The sequence below is a fragment of the Aquamicrobium terrae genome, from assembly GCF_040545735.1.
Taxonomy (GTDB): Bacteria; Pseudomonadota; Alphaproteobacteria; order Rhizobiales; family Rhizobiaceae; genus Mesorhizobium; species Mesorhizobium terrae_A.
Genome location: NZ_JBEPML010000007.1, coordinates 14,971 through 32,599 on the forward strand (window position 1 = coordinate 14,971; position 17,629 = coordinate 32,599).

At 62.5% G+C, this 17,629-nt stretch carries 13 protein-coding genes and 1 pseudogene; 5 read left to right on the forward strand and 9 right to left on the reverse strand.

Annotated features, from left to right (window positions below):
* Window positions 1-187: 187 nt before the first annotated feature.
* Complete coding sequence (locus ABID37_RS11555; RefSeq protein ID WP_354194814.1) at window positions 188-1,714, reverse strand: acyltransferase family protein; 1,527 nt, start codon at window positions 1,712-1,714, stop codon at window positions 188-190.
* A 61-nt stretch (window positions 1,715-1,775) separates the two neighbouring features.
* Between ABID37_RS11555 and ABID37_RS11560 the strand changes: the two genes are divergently transcribed.
* Window positions 1,776-2,840: an acyltransferase family protein gene (locus ABID37_RS11560; RefSeq protein ID WP_354194816.1), complete on the forward strand. Its 1,065-nt coding sequence runs from the start codon at window positions 1,776-1,778 to the stop codon at window positions 2,838-2,840.
* Window positions 2,841-2,877: 37 nt separating this feature from the next.
* On the opposite strand, the gene ABID37_RS11565 is transcribed toward ABID37_RS11560, so the two are convergent.
* From ABID37_RS11565 to ABID37_RS11580, 5 genes and pseudogenes are all read right to left on the reverse strand, one after another.
* Window positions 2,878-4,761: a hypothetical protein gene (locus ABID37_RS11565; protein WP_354194818.1), complete on the reverse strand. Its 1,884-nt coding sequence runs from the start codon at window positions 4,759-4,761 to the stop codon at window positions 2,878-2,880.
* A gap of 18 nt (window positions 4,762-4,779) precedes the next feature.
* Window positions 4,780-4,950 (reverse strand): annotated as a pseudogene (locus tag ABID37_RS26295) (putative phage tail protein); the annotation flags it as partial.
* Window positions 4,951-4,992: 42 nt separating this feature from the next.
* Window positions 4,993-5,274, reverse strand: a complete 282-nt coding sequence (locus ABID37_RS11570) for a DUF2793 domain-containing protein (protein WP_354194820.1) — start codon at window positions 5,272-5,274, stop codon at window positions 4,993-4,995.
* Between the two features lie 99 nt (window positions 5,275-5,373).
* Window positions 5,374-6,201: an FkbM family methyltransferase gene (locus tag ABID37_RS11575; RefSeq protein WP_354194822.1), complete on the reverse strand. Its 828-nt coding sequence runs from the start codon at window positions 6,199-6,201 to the stop codon at window positions 5,374-5,376.
* 43 nt (window positions 6,202-6,244) lie between these two features.
* Window positions 6,245-7,618 carry an oligosaccharide flippase family protein gene (locus ABID37_RS11580; RefSeq protein ID WP_354194824.1) on the reverse strand — a complete coding sequence of 458 codons (1,374 nt, stop codon included), beginning with the start codon at window positions 7,616-7,618 and terminating at the stop codon, window positions 6,245-6,247.
* Window positions 7,619-7,782: 164 nt separating this feature from the next.
* On the opposite strand from ABID37_RS11580, the gene ABID37_RS11585 reads away from it, so the two are divergent.
* The 4 genes from ABID37_RS11585 to ABID37_RS11600 all read left to right on the forward strand — a co-directional run bounded on the left by ABID37_RS11585 (window position 7,783) and on the right by ABID37_RS11600 (window position 13,147).
* Window positions 7,783-9,192, forward strand: coding sequence for a VpsF family polysaccharide biosynthesis protein (locus tag ABID37_RS11585; protein WP_354194826.1), 1,410 nt, complete (start codon window positions 7,783-7,785; stop codon window positions 9,190-9,192).
* 99 nt (window positions 9,193-9,291) lie between these two features.
* Window positions 9,292-10,410, forward strand: coding sequence for an acyltransferase family protein (locus ABID37_RS11590; RefSeq protein ID WP_354194828.1), 1,119 nt, complete (start codon window positions 9,292-9,294; stop codon window positions 10,408-10,410).
* Window positions 10,411-10,559: 149 nt separating this feature from the next.
* Window positions 10,560-12,047 carry a glucosamine inositolphosphorylceramide transferase family protein gene (locus tag ABID37_RS11595; protein WP_354194830.1) on the forward strand — a complete coding sequence of 496 codons (1,488 nt, stop codon included), beginning with the start codon at window positions 10,560-10,562 and terminating at the stop codon, window positions 12,045-12,047.
* Window positions 12,044-13,147 carry a glycosyltransferase family 4 protein gene (locus ABID37_RS11600; RefSeq protein WP_354194832.1) on the forward strand — a complete coding sequence of 368 codons (1,104 nt, stop codon included), beginning with the start codon at window positions 12,044-12,046 and terminating at the stop codon, window positions 13,145-13,147. The genes ABID37_RS11595 and ABID37_RS11600 overlap by 4 nt, the downstream gene beginning before the upstream one ends.
* Here the strand turns inward: ABID37_RS11600 and asnB are convergent.
* The 3 genes from asnB to ABID37_RS11615 are packed head-to-tail and all read right to left on the reverse strand — an operon-like array spanning window position 13,117 to window position 17,614.
* On the reverse strand, window positions 13,117-15,051 hold the full coding sequence (gene asnB, locus ABID37_RS11605; protein ID WP_354194834.1) for an asparagine synthase (glutamine-hydrolyzing): 1,935 nt from the start codon (window positions 15,049-15,051) through the stop codon (window positions 13,117-13,119). The two genes, ABID37_RS11600 and asnB, sit on opposite strands and share 31 nt — an antisense overlap.
* Before the next feature lie 12 nt (window positions 15,052-15,063).
* Complete coding sequence (locus tag ABID37_RS11610; protein WP_354194836.1) at window positions 15,064-16,320, reverse strand: glycosyltransferase family 4 protein; 1,257 nt, start codon at window positions 16,318-16,320, stop codon at window positions 15,064-15,066.
* Entirely contained in the window at window positions 16,301-17,614 is a 1,314-nt protein-coding gene (locus ABID37_RS11615; RefSeq protein WP_354194838.1) for a nucleotide sugar dehydrogenase, read from the reverse strand. The genes ABID37_RS11610 and ABID37_RS11615 overlap by 20 nt, the downstream gene beginning before the upstream one ends.
* Window positions 17,615-17,629 lie beyond the last annotated feature (15 nt).

Genomic DNA, 17,629 nt, shown 5'->3' on the forward strand with positions numbered 1-17,629 from the left:
GTGGACGACCTATTCCTCGCCGCTCAACCCGCACTTCCTCATCGGCTTTCTGGCCAGGATCGTCATCAAGCTTGCCGGTATATCCGCCGCTGGCGCCGGGATTGGCCTGCCCTGCTGGTCTTCACAGGTGCGGCCGGCTGAAGACGACGGGCAGGCAAACTTGCTTGGCTGTTGCCGGGCTGGCCCTTTATTTGCTGCCGGCTGCCTGGGCGGCCATGGCCTTGCCCGGTTTCCGCTTGCCGCTCAGGGCGCGCAGCATCGGTTTCTCGATCAGGCCGTGGATCAGCAGGCTGGCAATGCACGCGGCCACGATGCTGGCCATGGCAATCAGGATCACCGTGAGCGCGCCTTCGGAACCGATGATGCGTCTCGCCAGAAACACCACGACGCCGATGACGAAGATGTGGGACAGGTAAAGCGAATAGGACGCGTCGCCAAGCTGTTCGAGCAGGCGCCAGTGCTTGAGCTTCGGTTCCAGGATGAGGCCGAGAAGAAGCAGGCCGGCTGCCCAGACGACTTGCCCGGCGAAGCTGATCTGCACCAGCAGCAGTGTTCCGTCATCGACGAATGCAAGCACGGCGCCCGCCAAGGCGGCGAAGCCGAGGATCCGGGCACGTCGCGCATCATATGTGAGACGGCCGTTCAGGTGGAGCCAGCCTATCCACATGCCGACGACGAAAGCCAGCGGATTGGCGCCCAGATAGAATTGCAGCACCGGATCGGCGGGAGCGGTCAGCAACCCTGCCACCCACATCGCCACAAAGAACACGGTCAGCACCAACGCGCGCGAGGTGACGGCGAGAAAGGCGGCCAGCGCGAACAGGATATAGAAATAGACCTCGTAGTTGAGTGTCCAGCCGAGGGAGAGAAGCGGACTGGCTCCGCCTTTTTCCGGGGCTTCATGAACGATGAAGAAAAGCGACTGGAAAAAGTGCGACCAGGTGAAGACGGTTGTCTGGAAAAGGTTTGGCATCAGCGCTGCGGCCAGCGCGGCCATGCTTGTGAACAGCCAGTAGAGGGGAACGATGCGGATTGCCCGTCGCTTGAGGAAGGTGGGGGCGTGAAATGGCCCTTTCCCTGAAATATAGACCATTATGAAGCCGCTGATGATGAAGAACAGCACGACGCCGGCGTGGCCCGAAATCGGAATGATCAGCCTGTCGGTGCCGATCTGGTAGGAAAAGGAGTGCGCAACCAGCACCAGCAAGGCCGCGCAGGCCCGGAGATACTGGACGGAGTAGAGCTTCTTCACGTTCGTCTTCCGCGGTTGCAGGCGAATGGATCGCCGATTTTCGCCTTGCGCCGGGCCGGCAAGGGGCCTGGGAGCTGGTCGAGGTCCTTCCTGACTATCGGGCTGAAGACGACGGACATGCAAGATCGCCCGGGCGGGAGCTGGGGTGGTGCTTTGCGAAAGTCCATTTTTCTGTCCCGCCAACCCGTTGGACTGTCCGCTGGATAGCAGGCAATTGCAAAGAACTTGTAAGGAAACTTCAGATTGAAGCGCTTTCGGTGCGCTTCGGGAGCAGAGGCCCCATCCGCGGAGGCCTGCTGCCTGAAAGCCGAACTCGACTTGAGGTTTCCTGCCTGCAAGCCGCGTTAAGCCTTGGACCGGGCCACCAGTTCCCAATAGGTGCCGTTGTGCTGGAACTCCGCCGATCCCGACCAGCGCCTCGACGAGGTGGCGTGACCCCGGTTTCGACATCGGCATAAGCATGGTATCCGTCCTGGGCTGGAGGTTGCAGGGCCTTCCGAGGCCGTTGCGGGAGTGGGGGACGATGAGCGGGCAGAAGCAACTCTATTCGTTGCAGCAGGCGCGGGGCCTTGCGGCGATTGCTGTCGTCGCCTTCCATCTTTCGATCATGATGACCCTGCCGCGCTATCTTGGGCAGGAACTGTTCATGGACTACACCCGGCGCGGCAATCTCGGCGTCGACTTCTTCTTCGTTCTTTCGGGTTTCATCATCATCTTCGCCCATAGCCGTGACATCGATCACCCTGAACGGCTACGCAACTATCTAGCCCGCCGGTTCGTGCGTCTTTTTCCGGTGTATTGGCTTTACGTGGGCATATTCTGTGCCTTGGTGGCGATGGGTTTCGGCACGTCGGCGACCATACCGGACACTTTCGGCGGCTGGATTTCCACAATAGCGCTGGTCCGTCTGGACCGGTTCACCTTCCCCATCGCGCCGGCGTGGACGCTGGTTCACGAGTTGGCCTTCTATCTCGTTTTCGCGCTTCTCATCGTCGGAAAACGTCTGGGCATGGCGGTGTTCGGGCTGTGGATGGCAGCCTGCCTGCTGCTGCGCCCCTATCCCGATTACGATGACTGGACGTCGTGGACGACCTATTTCTCGCCGCTCAATCTCAATTTCCTCGTCGGCATGCTGGCCTTCTACGGCTGGAGGCACGGCCGGCCGGCAATCGTCAAGAGCATGTTTCCGGCCGGCCTGCTGCTTCTGGCCGCCGTCTATGTGCTCGAAAGCGGGGGGATGCCCTACAGCCAGTTGCAGATTGCCTACGCCGTCTCGTTCGGCCTGCTGATCGCCGGCGCGGCCGCGCTGGAAAGCGCCGGTCAGTGGCCCTCCAGGCTGCGGCTCCTCAATCTGATAGGTGATGCTTCCTATTCGATCTATCTCACCCATCTGGCGGTCATGGGACTACTGGGAAAAATCGCCATTAAAATTGCCGAATACCTGCCCATATCGCAGGAGCTGATTTTCCTGCTGGTGTTCGTCGGGACGATTGTCGGCGGTTGCCTGGCGCACCTGATTGTCGAGCGCCCTCTGATCACGGCGTGCCGCCGACGTGTTTCCTCCAAAAAACCAGCGCTCGCAACTTAGAGCGCTGGCTGCTTCTTCTGGTGGTTTCCGCTTGGGGTCAGACCGAGGACTGGGCGATCAGAACCCAATTGGTGCCGTTGTGCATGAACTCCGCAGATGCCGCGCGCGTAGGTGCGGCCAGCGTGGTGGAGCCTCCGCCGTATGCGATCGTCACGTTGAACGCACCCGTTGCGCCTGACGTGCGCGTGACCAGCACCCGATCACCTTTTCGACCCAATGCAGGCAGGGTCACAGCCCGGTTCGCTGTGATCGGTGAACTGTAGATGACCTGCTGGTCGGAGGCGACACGCAAGGTCACTGCGGTGTTGGCCGGCGTGGTGATGACGGGCACCATGTTCTTGAGCATACCGACGCCATAGACATGCCATGGCACGGTGAGGTCGGGCGGATAGATGGTGTCGATGCCGCCGGGCGTGCGGGACTTCCAGCGAACCCCGCCGATATAGTCGCCGTCGTCCGTAACACCCGCGGGATCGGGCGCCAGGATCGGTACATCCGCATAGGCGTTGTAAACTCCGGCAGCGGTGCCTCTGTAAAATCGTGTCATCCCTTGCACTGGCCCGACGCCGGCGGACCGTGGTGACGAGTAATCAGCGAGACTGACTGTCGATGAGGTATTGGATACGTTGATGCTTTTTTCCCCGTTCACGCTGGCGATGCCGATCTGATTGGTGGTGTCGTACATCCGGACCGAGTTGTAGTAGTAGGTGCCGGTAGCGATCCGCCACGCATTGGCCGTGGACGTGTTTCGCTGGGCAGACCAGATGCCCTGATAGACTGCAGTCGCAGAGGGGATGGCGTGGTCTAGTACCACGTTGTATCCGGGGAGGATCTGCCCGTTCCGGCTCAACAGATCCGCGTAGGGCTCCCAACCGGGCACCGGGGTGACTTTATCTTCTTGGGCGACGCGGATGCCGGTGTTCACCGTTACTGAGTTGACCCCGTTCACGATGCGCCGACAGTTTTTAATGGCGACATTGGCTTCAAAGTATACCGACAAGTCGAAGTCGCACGAGGAATAGAATTGGCCAATTCCGGACCACCGGAACGCCACGTTGTTCAGTTCGAGGAAACTGGAATTTCCAAATTCCATGCTGTCCACCATCTGGATCGGCGGCTCGGTGAGAAGGGTGTCCTCACCGATGTTGGAATTGACTACCATGACGTGAGCAGTCACCCCGACTTTCAGAGTGGAGTTTTCGGCGTGCCAATTCTCGATGGTGATGTTATAGCCGTCTATATACATTGAACCGTTGATGCACTGGCGGATCACACCGCCAAATGCACCACCGTACGTGAAAGGGCCGATTTCAATGGCTCTCGACTGGTCCGGCGGGAAATTCCCGCACTCGATTATGAGACCGTCACCACCACCGGCAATTGCGAACTGAGCGACTTCGGGATCGGTAGAGTTGCTATAGTACGGATTGATGATGCGCAGGTTATCGCTGTAGGCGCTTTCTGCGCGGTTCAGCACCTGAAGCATGAAGCGTCCGCCCACATTCTTGAATTCGAGATTGTTGCCAAAGGCGATAATGCCCTTCGCGTTGCCTAGTCCTGCTTCATCAAGGAAGCACACATTATCCATGCCGCCCCCATAGTAAAATCCTCCATCACCCTCAGTGGAATTATCTGTGGTGTTGAACCCCATCATGAAGCCATTGGCATAGGAGGCCCCTGTGATCGTAATAAATCGAGTGCTTGGCCGAGTCAGGTCATAGCTGCTTGACTGCCCGTGCAGCATGATTCCGTAGGGGATGAACACAGAGGATCCCAGGCCGATTGCTTGCGGCGGCAGATAGACGTCGCGGATGTTTTGGCTAAAGGCCCAGTCCACCATCGCTTGAAGAGCGGCGCTGTCGTCCGACCAGTGGTCCGCCTTCATCCCGAAGATCCAAGGCAACTGCATCATATCAAACATTTGCGCCTTCAGCCTGTGGCCTGCGCTGTCGACCCGGACGGTTCCGCCATTATCAGAGGTCGAGGTGTCCGATGCGTCGAAGCAGAAGACGCAACCCCCGCCATCGTTCGGGCTCGTCCTGCCGGCACAGCGCCAGGATGCACCATCTGCAAGGCCATAGGTTGAGGTCGCGGCAAGCAGCGCCGTCACCGTTTCGAATACATTGCTCGGCGAGAGTTTCCAGCCGGAAGCCTATTGCAGCATAAGCTGCCCGACCATCAGTTGCTGGCCGCTCGCCGGCGCGCCGGAATCCACCCAGGCCCCGGCGGTGCATTCGGCGACCTGATTTTCCTTTCCGGCAAAGGCGCCGCTGGTGCCGGACGGTGCAATCAGATAGCGGTCGCCATTGGTGGGTGAAGCCGGCGGCGAAGAAATCACGGAAATTACCGGATTCGCAAATGCAGCTGTTGCCATGATGAGCCCCTTGAAATTAATCCATATATAAGGGCTAGCATCGTGTTTGCATTGGATCAATTTGGCATTGTTGTTTCAGTTACATATTAGTGTTGGTCCAAGGATAATAAAAATATTGGAATTTCTATATCTGTAAAGAGAGAATTCATAGTAAAACTGTCATTTTTCATCAAGGGCTGCATGGGTGTCATACCAACCCGGAAGCCCGATATTCAGGCGTCTGCCGAAGTGCCAGAGCATCCGATGCAGACCGGGAATGCGAAGGAGGGCCGATCCGCTGCCAAGCCATCGGTACTTTCTGAAAATAGAGCGATATTCATCCAGAACCGCTTCATGGCTAACCCAACTCTGCCGGATTTCATCGCCGAACGGGCCAGAAGAGTCGGCCGGGAAAGTGTATGAAAACGGCGTACCATCCATGCGTTGGAACTGGTCGCGCATGCCGGGGATATATTCCTGTTGGACCGCTTTAAAGCGGTTGTAACCCAGCCCGCGCAAGCGATCGCACTCAGATACAACGTCCTGATAATCATCCTTCGACGATTCGATTGAGATGTACTTCGGCTTTTCCGGGAATTTGGCCAGCACCTCCAGAACATGCTGATCGGCTCCTTCGATGTCGATCTTCATGTAGAAGGGCATGCCGAACTTCTGGATCGTATCGGCAACATCGATGCGTTGCGCAGTGATCTTTTTTGATGAAGCCCCAGCCTTTTCGTTGCGTTCGACCCAATCTTTGTCAATCGTACCCCAAACCGAGCGCTCATTGACAAAGAACGTCACCGTATCTCCTGCGGAGGGAGGCGCCACCGCACCTTCCATGATGGTAAGCAATCCCGCTTCGATCTCCGCAGCAAATCTTGCACGGCAGGCATTGGCAAGTTCGGGGTTCGCCTCGAAGGCGACGACCTGAAAACCTTTGGCCAGATAGAAAGCTGTATCTTCGCCCTTGTGCAGGCCGAAATCGAAAATCAGGTTACGCTTCACGGCCTTCTCCATCATATCCATACGAAAACTGTAAGATCGCTTCTCACGAGTTTCTCTCCCAGATCGCGCTGCGGTTGTCTGTGTTCTTGGCGTCGGGGTCCAGAGGCACTTTTTCTTGGGGCAGTCTCGGAATCAGAACTGCCGCAAAGACGACATAGGCAACGAGTGCGATCAACCAGGCTATCGTTCGCGCTGCCACGATGCCCAGCGCGCCATGGTCCTGCAAAAGCCAGGTGCCGATGATGAAGGTGGCCGCCCAGCCGCCGGTGATGGTCAGCCCGGTCCACATATGGCCCGACGACACCGGCACCTGTCCGAGCGGCAAGGCGCCGGCGATCACCGCGGCGGCGAACACCACGATCATGAACACCGGCCAGTCCCGCGCCGGGTCGAGCTTGAACAGCAGCAGGAACCAGTTGCCGAACAGCATCATCACCACGACGAAGCCGATGGCGATGGTGATGTTGGTGCCGATGCCCATGGCCAGTATGTTGCGCACCCGGCGCCGGTCCCGCTCGCCGAAACCGGTCGACAGCATCGGGATCAGCACCTGCACCACGATCTGCGGCGCGAACAGCAGCAGCGTCTCCAGTTGCATGGCGATGAAGTAAAGGCCGACCTGCTCCAGCCCGTCCGGCTTGTTGACGATGATGGTCGTGCAGACCCAGTTCACCGGCTCGTAGAGAATGCTGGCCAGCAGCGCCGGTATGGCGTAGCGCGTGATCATCGGCCATTGCGACAGCGCCCCCCGGAAGGTGAACCGGATGCCGCGTCTGCCGAGGCCGCGCATCATCGCCGGCGCGGCGATCAGGCTGCCTGCCAGATAGCCGAGGCCGAGCGCGACGAAGCCGCCCGTCAGGCCGTGGAAATAGAGCCCGGTCGGCACCGAGATGATCATCAGCAGGCCCATGATCATGTCGAGCCGCGCGGTCGTTCTGAACTCCTGGAGCCCTCTCAGCACGGCCGACAGCACGTTGTTGAGGGCGCTGACGACGATGATCGGGGCGATGACGCGCAGGTAGAAGCCGAGTTCCGGCTGCTTCAGGACCCGCGTGGCGATGTCGTCCGCGAACATGTAGATCGCCACGGCCAGCGCCGTGCCGGAAGCGCCGACCAGAAGCACGGCCATGCCGGCCAGCCGCCCGGCCGTGGCGGGATCGGTGCCGGCATAGGCGGCGATGTTGCGCGTCGCCATCAGGCTGACGCCGCTGGTGGCCAGCAGGCTGGCGGAAACCAGCGTGCCATAGGTGACGGCGAACTTGCCGATGGATTCGATGCCGAACCAGTGGGAGATCAGGATGGTGGTGATCATCGGCGTCAGCCGCAGCACCACCGTGCCGAGCGTCGACCAGATCAGCCCGAAGCCGAACGTCCTGATATCGGCCGACTGGCTGATCAGTTTCCTCAGTGGCCGCATCGATCCCCGTTCCTGCCCGCAGCGTGGTCTTCTCCGAAAAGTCCGCAACTTTTCGGGATCATGCTTTAGCACCAATATATGAGGCAGCGGTTAGCGTGTCCTTCATCGACTGGAAAGGTTAACGGCGCTAGAAGAGGGGCTGGACCCGGGCAGGCGGAGCGGAAATGACGGCGAGGTGGACCATCGGCGAAAGGGCGCTGGACCGTTCGCGGCCGGCCGTTCCGCAGCCGGCCACCCTTCAGCCTGGAAGCCGCGGCATCGTTGACCTGCTGTTCTTCCTTGGCGTGGTGGCGTTGCTGTCGCTGTCGGACTTCGCCCTGGAATTCTTCGGGCTGCCCTACAATTCTCCCGGCGGCTCGATCATCGTGAAGATCCATCCGGCCACCTATCTGTTTTCGGTGGCGCTCGGCCTGGCGGTGATCGCCAATCCCAATCCGGTCGGCTATCTGGCCAGCCTGCTGCTGCGGTGCATGGGCTCCACCTTTCTCCTGCTGGCCTGTATCCTGCTTTGGATATTCATCTCGCGCTACAAGGGCGACCAGCCGGCCTCGTTCCTCATCGATGCGATCATCGTGGCGGCCATCATCTACATGCTGTTTGCCGATGTGGGAGAAAGGGCCCATCTCGCCATCGCGCGGGCCGTCCATGTTCTGATGATCACCAATTGCTGCCTGGCGATGATCGAAGGCGCGTCCGGATGGCGGCTTTTCCCCTTCGTGATGAGCGATACCGAACAGGTCTGGGAGTATCGTGCAACGGCGCTGCTGGGACATCCGCTGGGCGGTGCGCTGGCCACCGGCGTCTACGCCATCGTCCTGATGACGGTGAAGGACGTGCGCGGATTGAGCGAGCGCTGGCGGCTGCCGATCATTCTGCTGTGCATGGCGACCATGCCGTTCATCGGTTCGCGGGTCTCGTTCACGGTCGTCTACATGACGGCGGCGGCTGTTCTCGGGCTGCGGCTCCTGCACTTCCTGCGGGGAGGGGCGGTGAGCCTGCGGGCTCTGGTGGCCGTTCTGGTGTTGTTGCCGCTTGTCGCCCTCGTCATCTTCGCCCTTTACCAGATGGGCGTGTTCGACAATTTCATCAATCGCTTCATCAACGACAAGGGCAGCGCCAACAGCCGCCTGAGGCTGTTTGAACTGTTCGACGGCATCGGCTTGATCAATATGCTGCTGGGTTACCGCATGGCCAGCCTGGAAACACAGGTGCGGCTGACCGGCCTTGCCGAAGGCATCGAGAATTCATGGGCTGGCCACGCGGTGCGCTACGGCGTCGTGATCACCGGCGTGCTGTGGTTCGGCATCGCCGCCTGGTTCGTCGACATGCTGCGCTCGGCTGGCCGCGGTGCGATCCTGCCCCTTGCCTATATATTCCTCATTCTTTCCACCACCGTGGGCATCAGCGGCAAGACCACCATGATGAGCGTTCCCGCCGTGATCATACTGGCGTTGTCCGGCAGGAGCAGGAACGCGGCGCTCTTGCGGCTGCCCGCCGATGCCGGCAACGACGTGCTGTCGCGCATCGGGCGCGGCGTGCCGCTACCCGGCTCGGGCGGGGTTCGCCTTTCCTGACAAATTCGGCCCTTGGCTTGGTGTTGCATTAATGTTGGTGTGCTATGGCCAAAATTCTGTTGGCAGGAAAACCTTCCTGGGTTTGGACATGATTGTGAAATGACGCCAGCTTTCCAGACGATCCCGTCATTGAACGGAATTCGTGCCGCATCGGTGCTGCTCGTGATGCTGTCGCATGCCGGCTTCGGAGAGATCGTACCGGGAGGGTTCGGTGTCACGGTGTTCTTCTTCCTGAGCGGCTATCTGATCACCACCTTGCTGGTGAATGAGTTCGGGCATACGGCAACGATTGACGTCAGGAATTTCTACATCCGGCGTTTCTTCCGGCTGTTTCCGCCTCTCGTGGTCACTCTGGCGATCGCGTATTCCCTCGTCGCTTCCGGTTTCCTGCCAGGCGGCATAACCTTGTACGGTGTCCTTTCCCAGCTTTTCTACTTCGCCAATTACTACGCGATGAATGCCGATATCGGTAAGGTAATGCCGGGGGGGACGGTTATCCTGTGGTCTCTGGCGATCGAGGAGCATTTCTACATCGTCTATCCTCTGGTGATGCTCGGGCTCCTGTCCAGGGGCGTCAGCGTGCGCCGCATCGGCCAGCTGTTCGTCGTCATCTGCGCCGTCGTGCTGTTGTGGAGGCTTTACCTTGCCTCGCAGCCGGGATTCCTGTCGGCACGCACTTATTTTGGAACGGATACGCGCATCGACTCCATATTGTTCGGAACCTTGCTTGCGCTGTGGCACAACCCCATGGCCAGGATCGCCGAAAAGGAGCGCATGTCCGTGGCCCAATGGGCCATCGTGGCCGCGGCGCTTGGTCTGTTGTTCGCCACGTTCCTTTTCCGGAGCGAATTTTTCCGGCAGACCACCCGCTATACCTTGCAAGGAATAGCTCTTTACCCGCTCTTCTATTTTGCGGTTCGGTATCACGACAATTTTGTGTTTCGTCATCTGAACTGGCAGTGGATCAGCAAGATTGGCATTTGGTCCTACGCCATCTATCTCATCCACTACGTCGCCATAATCTTCGTCGAGACACATTGGAGCGGGGCGGCCGGCCATCCGGTCATGGTGTTCCTGGTCGCCGCCGTTATCTCCATCTGCTATGCGATGTTCATCGACAAGTGGATCGATCCCTATTTCCGCTGGCGCGCCCGGCCTCGTCCGGCAGGGGGGCGTGGAAAAGACGCTTCGTCGGTTGCCGCGCAAACGGGGCATTGATTGCGGCGGCCTGTTGGTGATCCCGCCGAGTTCGGCACGCGAGCGTCCTTTAAGTCGAACTTAGCATTTCCCGCCCATTACTGGGGCCAGACGTGCCCTGCCAAGGTATCCGAGGCGGGCCCCAGGGGCTGGTGGCAAATGGTTTTCCCATGAGTGTGATCGACGTTCTGGTGCCGCAGGATACGGTGCGGCGGCTCCATGTCGTGGTGGCCGAGCGGCTCGCCCGGCTGGGCCATGACGTGGCGCTGGTGGGCGTCGATGCACCGGGCATGGCGCCGGTTCTGGAGAACATCCTGCGCTTCGAGCGCACGGCGCTGCGCGTGCGGCTGAACAGCCTCCTCGATGCCGTGCCCGAACCGAAATTGTCGCCGGGGCGGACGGATGCCGCCTTGCGCCTCGACCTGACCGGCGGCGGCGGGCCCTTCGCCTCGCCGGTGCTTGCGCCGCGCTTCGCCGGCTCTCCCTCGCTTTCCGAGGCGGCGCGCCTGCTGATGAACGGGCATCTGCCTGATGTCGACATCGTGCTCGACGGCGACAGGTCCATCGCCCATGCCGCACCCATGGTCGACAGCCGGCTTTCCATCCTGCGCGGGCTCGACGATGTGTTGGCGCGCGTGGCCACCTTGCTGGTCGATACCGCCCATCGCTACCTCGCGGGTCAGGCGGACGGGCGCGCCGGCGTCAGGCCGCCGGCCGCCAACGGCCCGACGGCCGGCGAGATGCTGCGTGCCTATGCGCTCTCCACCGTGCCGCGCCAGGTTGCGGGTGCGGTGAAACGGGCCGTCTGCAACCTGCATCGCTGGGATGTCAGCTACCGTTTCCACAAGGGCCGGCGGGTCGCCGATAGCGGCCTGCTGGCCGGCGAACCGTGGATCACCCTGCCCGACGACGGCAATCGCTTCTATGCCGATCCGTTCCCCTTCGAATGGCAGGGGCGGCATTTCATCTTCGTGGAGGATTTTCCCTACGGTGACGGCAAGGCGCTCATCTCGGTCGCCGAAGTGTTCGAGAACGGCACCGCGACCGTGCCGCGCCGCGTGCTGGAGGAGCCCTATCACCTGTCCTATCCGCAGGTGTTCGCCCATGACGGCGAGGTCTGGATGCTGCCCGAGGGTGGCGCCGGCGGCAACCTTGTCCTCTACCGGGCGGAATCCTTCCCGGACCGGTGGGTCCGGCATTCGGTGCTGATCCCGGAGCGGGAACTGTTCGACGCCACCTTGCTGGACCATGGCGGCCGCCTGTGGCTGTTCGCCACCGAGCGGGACGGCCATGGCAGCGCCTCCGACACGCTGGTGGTGTTCCATGCCCCCGGCCTGCATGGACCGTGGACGCCGCATGCGGCCAATCCGGTGACCATCGACCGGGCAGCGGCCCGGCCCGGCGGCCGCTTCACGCGCGTCGGCGAGCGCATCGTGCTGCCCTTGCAGGACGGCACCGACGAATATGGCGGCGCGCTCGGCCTCGCCGACCTTGTCGAACTGGACGAGGACAAGGTGCGGCTGACCGTTCCGGTTCCGATCCTGTCGCCGGAAAAGTCGACCTATCCGAAGATACACACCCTCAACAGCACCGGGCGGCTCGAGGCGATCGATTGCATCGCTCCGGTGCGGCGGGGAAGGCGGCGCAGGTCCGGATGACCGCGCCCCGGCCTCTCCGCGTCCTGTGCATCGTTCCGCGCGGCCTGAAAGGGCGCGGCGGCATCGAGACGCTGTTTTCCCACGTCGACGAGGCGTTGCGGGGGCATCCCGAACTCGGCATCGACATGGAATTCCTCGCCTCGCGCGGCGACGCTTCGGGACCGGGGTGGGTGCTGCACTTCCCGTTCGCCTTTGCGCGCTATCTCGGGCTGCTGGCGACGCGGCGCTACGACATCGTCCATCTCAACGGCGCGACCAATGCCTCGGCCTGGCGCAAATGGCTGATGCAGTCCGCGGCACGGCTGTTCGGCGCCGCCACCGTCGTGCATTTCCATGGCTCGGCCTTTCCGAAGGCGGGCGAAAGACGGCCGGCCTGGGTGCCGGTTCTGCGCCGTGTCCTTGAGCGCGCCGATGCGATCGTCGTGCTCGGTGCGTACTGGCGCGATTTCGTTGCCGGCTTCTACGGCATGGAGCCGGAGCGGTTCGACGTGGTGGCCAACGGCGTCGCCGATTTCGCCCCCGACGCGCCGCAGGGCCGACCGGCGGGTGCGCCCGTACGGCTGCTGTTCGCCGGCAATCTGACCGATGCGAAAGGGGCGGGCGCATTGCTGCGCGCCCTGTCGCTCCTGCCGGCGAACCTGCCGGACTGGCGCGCGACCTTTGCCGGTACGGGGGATGTTCCCGGCTTTCGCGAAGAGGCGAACAGGCTCGGCCTGTCGGGACGTGTCGAGTTCACCGGTTGGGTGGCGCGCGAGGCCATTCTGCCGCTCTACCGGCAGGCGGACATCGTCGTGCTGCCGTCGCGCAACGAGGTGCTGCCGGTCTGCCTGCTGGAAGGCGCATGCGCCGGCGCGGCGCTCGTGGCCACCCCGGTCGGCTCCGTGCCGGACGTGCTGCACGAAGCCGGAAACGGTTTGACCATCAGGCCCGACGATGCCGAAGGCATTGCCGATGCACTGGCCCAGCTAATCGATGACGACAAGCGCAGAGAGGCGTTTCGTGCCGTTTCGCGCCGGATCTACCTTGATCGTTTCGGGCTCGAAACGATGATTTCCGGCTTGCGCGACGTCTACCGCAAGGCGCTGTCGGCAAGGCGATAGCCGGCCTCGCTTTGTGGCGCCGCATCGCCGATGGTCGGGCGGAAGATGCGGAAGAACTGCTCCAGATTGGCCAGCGCCCACAGCAGCTTCTCATGGTTCTGGCGGCCTTCCAGATGCTCGCCCATCAGCCGGTCGATTTCGCCCGCGTTGCAGACCTGCCGCACGGTGGCATCGCCGGACTGGAGAAGGTCGCGCATCCGGTCGGCCATGCCGATCCGGAACCATTGCTCCACCGGCACGCGGAACCCGACCTTCTTGCGGGTGACGATGGCCTGCGGCAGCATATGGGCGGCCAACGTGCGCAGCACGCGCTTGCCCTTCGGCGCGCCGGTGAGGAAGGCGTCGGGGAAACGGGCGACGAGTTCGGCAAGCCCCACATCCATGAACGGCATGCGGCCCTCGAGGGAGCCGGCCATCATCATGCGGTCGCCGCGTTCCAGCAGATTGTCGGGGAGCCACGAGGTCTGGTCGAAATGCAGCATGCGCTTCAGCGCGCTGGCGGCTCCGTCCGCGGTGAAGGGCAGGGGATCGAGCGCGCGGGAAGCGGGCGGGCCCGCATAAAGCGCTCTGGCGAGTTCTGCGTCGCCGCCGCCGAACCAGGCGGCCATGCGGGCCTGGTGGTCGCGGATGCCGGCGACACCGGCCACCGTCTTCACGCGCCGGAGCGCATAGGGCAGGGCGCGCGCGCCGGGCGCCATGACGGCGTCATGCAGGACGCCCGGCATCAATCGCTGGTAGAGCGCCACCCACGGTTCGGCGCGGTGCTTGGGATAGCCGCCCAGCAGCTCGTCGGCGCCCTCGCCGGTCAGCACCATCTTGACGCTGCGGCTGGCCATTTTCGACAGCAGCAGCACCGGCAGGTCGGAGGGCTCGGCCACCGGCGCGCCGCGCCGCAGCACCGCTTCCTCCCATACGGAGGTGAATTCGCCCATGCCCACGGCAAGTTCGTGATGGTCGGTGCCGAAGGTATCCGCCACCTGCCTGGCATAGGGCAGTTCGGAGGAGCCCGGCACGTCGAACCCGACCGAGAAGGTGGAGACCGGCTTGCCCATGTGCCGGCTCATCAGCGCCACGATCATCGAGGAATCGAGCCCGCCCGACAGATAGGCGCCGAACGGCGCGTCGGAGCGCAGCCGCAATTGCACCGCCGCGTCAAGCTTGTCGGAGAACAGGCGCAGCGCCTCGTCGAAATCGGTGATGTCGGGCGTGGTTCGCGAGAACGGTGTGGTGAAATAGCGGGTTGTGGAAACCCTGTCGCCGTCGAGCACCATGAAGGTGCCGGGCGGCACTTTCGCGATGCCCTTGAAGAAGGTGGCCGGCCCCGGCACGTAGCGGTAGGCCAGATATTCGCGCAGCGAATCCTGGTCGAGCCGGTCGTCGATGCCGGGAAACTTGCGCAGCGGCTCGATCTCCGAGGCGAAGGCGTGCACGCCTTCGGCCTCGGCGACGAACAGCGGCTTCTTGCCGAACGGATCGCGCGCCGCGATCAGGCGGCCGGTCCGGTTGTCCCACAAAAGGAAGGCGAACATGCCGTTGAAGCGGGACAGGCAGTCCTCGCCCCAGGCGCGCCATGCCTCGATCAGCACTTCGGTGTCGCCCTGCGTGACGAAGCGATGGCCGCGCTCGACCAGTTCGGCGCGCAGCTCGATATAGTTGTAGATCTCGCCGTTGTAGACGACCGTGTAGCGGCCGTCGTGCGAATGCATCGGCTGCGGGCTGCCTTCGATGTCGAGGATCGACAGGCGGCGATGGCCTAGCCCGACCTGCCATTCGCCATCGGGGCTGCGGGCGGCGAAGGTGCCGCGCCCGTCCGGCCCGCGGTGGGCGAGCAGGTCCGTGGCGGCGTCGAGCTCGGCGGCCAGCGACAGGCGCGATCTGGCGTGGAATCCGAAGATGCCGCACATGGCGCGCTGCCCCTATTGCTCCCCGCCGCGCGGGGCGGCTTCGGTCAAAGTGCTGTGCGACTGCATGCCCTTCCTGCCCGTAAACAGCGCCTCATATGCGGCCAGCAGCTTCGGCGCTTCGTAGTTCCAGGCCAGTTCGTTGCGCACCCGTTCGCGTCCGAAGGCGCCCATCGCCGCGCGACGTTCGGGATCGTCCAGCAATTCGGCGATCTTGTCACCGAAATCGGCCGGATCGGTGCATCTGGCATAGAGCGAGGCCTCGCGCGCCGAGAAGCGGCCTTCGCGCAGATCGTACTGCACGATCGGTTTGCCCAGCGCCATATATTCCATGATCTTGTTCATGGTCGACTTGTCGTTCATCGCCGTCGGCCGGTCGGGATTGACGCACGCATCCGATGTGGAAAGGGCGGAGAACAGCGTCTCGTCCGGGCAGCGGCCCGTGAAGGTCACGTAGTCGGCAAGGCCCATCGTGGTGCTTTCGGCCTTGATCGCCTCCAGCTCCGGGCCGCCGCCGCAGATGACGAACTGGATGTCGTCACGCTTGCGCACATTGACCAGATGGCTGACCGATTCCAGCAGAAGATCCAGCCCCTCCTGCTTGCCGATGACGCCGACATAGCCGACGACGAAGCGGCGACCGTTGCGCCATTTCGGGTCCGGCTCCACCTCGCGCACCCGGTCCAGATTGGGGCCGGAGCGCACGATATGCACCTTGCCCGGGTCCATGCCGCCGCGCGTGATGGCGATCTCGCGATAGCTCTCATTGGTGGCGATCGAGCGGTGGGCGGTGCGGAACGACAGGCGTTCCAGCCACACCATCAGCTTCCAGCCGAAATCGCGGCGGCCGAACTTGGCCTCGTAGAGTTCCGGATTGATGTCGTGGTGGTCGAACAGGAACTTCTTGCCGAACAGCCGGTAGAAGCCGCCGATCAGGAAGATGGTGTCGGGCGGATTGCAGGCGTGGATGACGTCGAAGCCGCGCTGCCACGCGACCTTGAGCGACAGCAGGAATTCCCAGAACAGGGCGGCGCTGTATTCGAGCGCATAGCCGAGGGCGCCCTCGGCATCGAGCGGCAGCGAATGGCGGTAGATATGCACGCCGTCGATCACCTCGTAGGAGGCGGTCGAGCCCTTGCCCTTCGGGCAGATCACCGAAACCTGATAGCCGGCCTTGACCAGCGTGGTGGCCTCCGACCAGACGCGCCGGTCGAAGGGAACCGGCAGGTTCTCGACGATGATGAGGACGCGCCTACCAGTTGATGCCGTCATAGGTCCCCGCAATCCGGTCCGTGTTGGGCAGACGGGCCATGTCGAGCAGCACCTGCCCCGGCCTCATCTTCTCCACCACCGCCTCATATTCGGGCGAACGGCTGGTGGCCACAAGTACATCGGCATGCTTCACGACATCGTCGACCGACGGCACCATCAACTGGGTGACGTGGGGGATGGCGTTCATCAGATAGACCTTGTTGGCGCCGACCAGCTTGGCCAGCGACACGTTCTGGTCGAAGATGCGAATGTCGCAGCCCTTGCCGAGCAGGCGCTCGATCAGCTCCAGATAAGGGCTTTCGCGCAGGTCGTCGGTGCCGGCCTTGAAGGAGAAACCGAGGAAGCCGACATTGCGCTTGCCGTAGCCGAGCACCCATTGCAGGGCGCGCTCGATCTGCTGCCTGTTGGACGGCATCAGCGATCTCAGCAGCGGCGTCTCCACGTCATGCTGCACCGCATAGGCGTTGATGGCGCGCACGTCCTTGGGCAGGCAGGAGCCGCCGAAGGCGAAGCCCGGCAGCAGATAGGCGTTGGAGATGTTGAGCTTGGTGTCGGCAAAGAACACCTTCATCAGCTCGTGGCTGTCGACGCCCGCCGCCTTGCACACATTGCCGATCTCGTTGCCGAACGCCACCTTCAGCGCGTGCCAGGTGTTGTCGGTGTACTTCACCAGTTCCGCCAGACGCGGCTCGGTCAGGATCGTCTGGCCGGGCAGGCCGGCATAGAGTTCCAGCAGGCGCGCGCGGGTCACGTCATCGTCGGTGCCGATCACCGTCTTGGCGGGATTGTTGAAGTCGGCGACGGCCGAGCCCTCGCGCATGAATTCCGGATTGGAGGCGACGCCGAAGGCAACGCCCAGCTTCTTTCCCGAAGCCTGCTCCAGCGCCGGCACGGCGATGTCGGCCAGCGTGCCGGGAAGAACGGTCGAGCGGATGACGACCGAATGATAGCTGTCCTTGCTGGCGAGCACCGCGCCGATCTGGCGCGCCACCGCTTCGACAGCCGAAAGGTCGAGCGAGCCGTTGGCGCGCGAGGGCGTGCCCACGCACAGCAGCGACAGGTCACTGTTCATGATCGCCTCTTCGGTCGAAACGGTCGCCCGCAGGCTGCCCGAGGCCACCTTGGCCGCGACGAGCTCGCCGATGTCCTTTTCGATGATCGGGCTCTGCCCGGCGTTGATCAGGTCGACCTTCGCCTCGCTGACGTCGCAGCCGATCACCTCGTGGCCGCGCTCGGCGAGGCAGGCCGCACACACGGTGCCCACATACCCCAGTCCGAAAATGGATATTTTCATGGTTGCCTGACCGCT

Bases quoted from the DNA above. Each gene is read 5' to 3' on its own strand.
- ABID37_RS11585 (WP_354194826.1), top strand. From the start codon at position 7,783: ATGACGGCGAGGTGGACCATCGGCGAAAGGGCGCTGGACCGTTCGCGG.
- ABID37_RS11600 (WP_354194832.1), top strand. From the start codon at position 12,044: ATGACCGCGCCCCGGCCTCTCCGCGTCCTGTGCATCGTTCCGCGCGGC.
- ABID37_RS11610 (WP_354194836.1), bottom strand. From the start codon at position 16,320: ATGACGGCATCAACTGGTAGGCGCGTCCTCATCATCGTCGAGAACCTG.
- ABID37_RS11595 (WP_354194830.1), top strand. From the start codon at position 10,560: ATGAGTGTGATCGACGTTCTGGTGCCGCAGGATACGGTGCGGCGGCTC.
- asnB (WP_354194834.1), bottom strand. From the start codon at position 15,051: ATGTGCGGCATCTTCGGATTCCACGCCAGATCGCGCCTGTCGCTGGCC.
- ABID37_RS11580 (WP_354194824.1), bottom strand. From the start codon at position 7,618: ATGCGGCCACTGAGGAAACTGATCAGCCAGTCGGCCGATATCAGGACG.
- ABID37_RS11560 (WP_354194816.1), top strand. From the start codon at position 1,776: ATGAGCGGGCAGAAGCAACTCTATTCGTTGCAGCAGGCGCGGGGCCTT.
- ABID37_RS11565 (WP_354194818.1), bottom strand. From the start codon at position 4,761: ATGTTTGATATGATGCAGTTGCCTTGGATCTTCGGGATGAAGGCGGAC.
- ABID37_RS11555 (WP_354194814.1), bottom strand. From the start codon at position 1,714: ATGCTTATGCCGATGTCGAAACCGGGGTCACGCCACCTCGTCGAGGCG.
- ABID37_RS11590 (WP_354194828.1), top strand. From the start codon at position 9,292: ATGACGCCAGCTTTCCAGACGATCCCGTCATTGAACGGAATTCGTGCC.
- ABID37_RS11615 (WP_354194838.1), bottom strand. From the start codon at position 17,614: ATGAAAATATCCATTTTCGGACTGGGGTATGTGGGCACCGTGTGTGCG.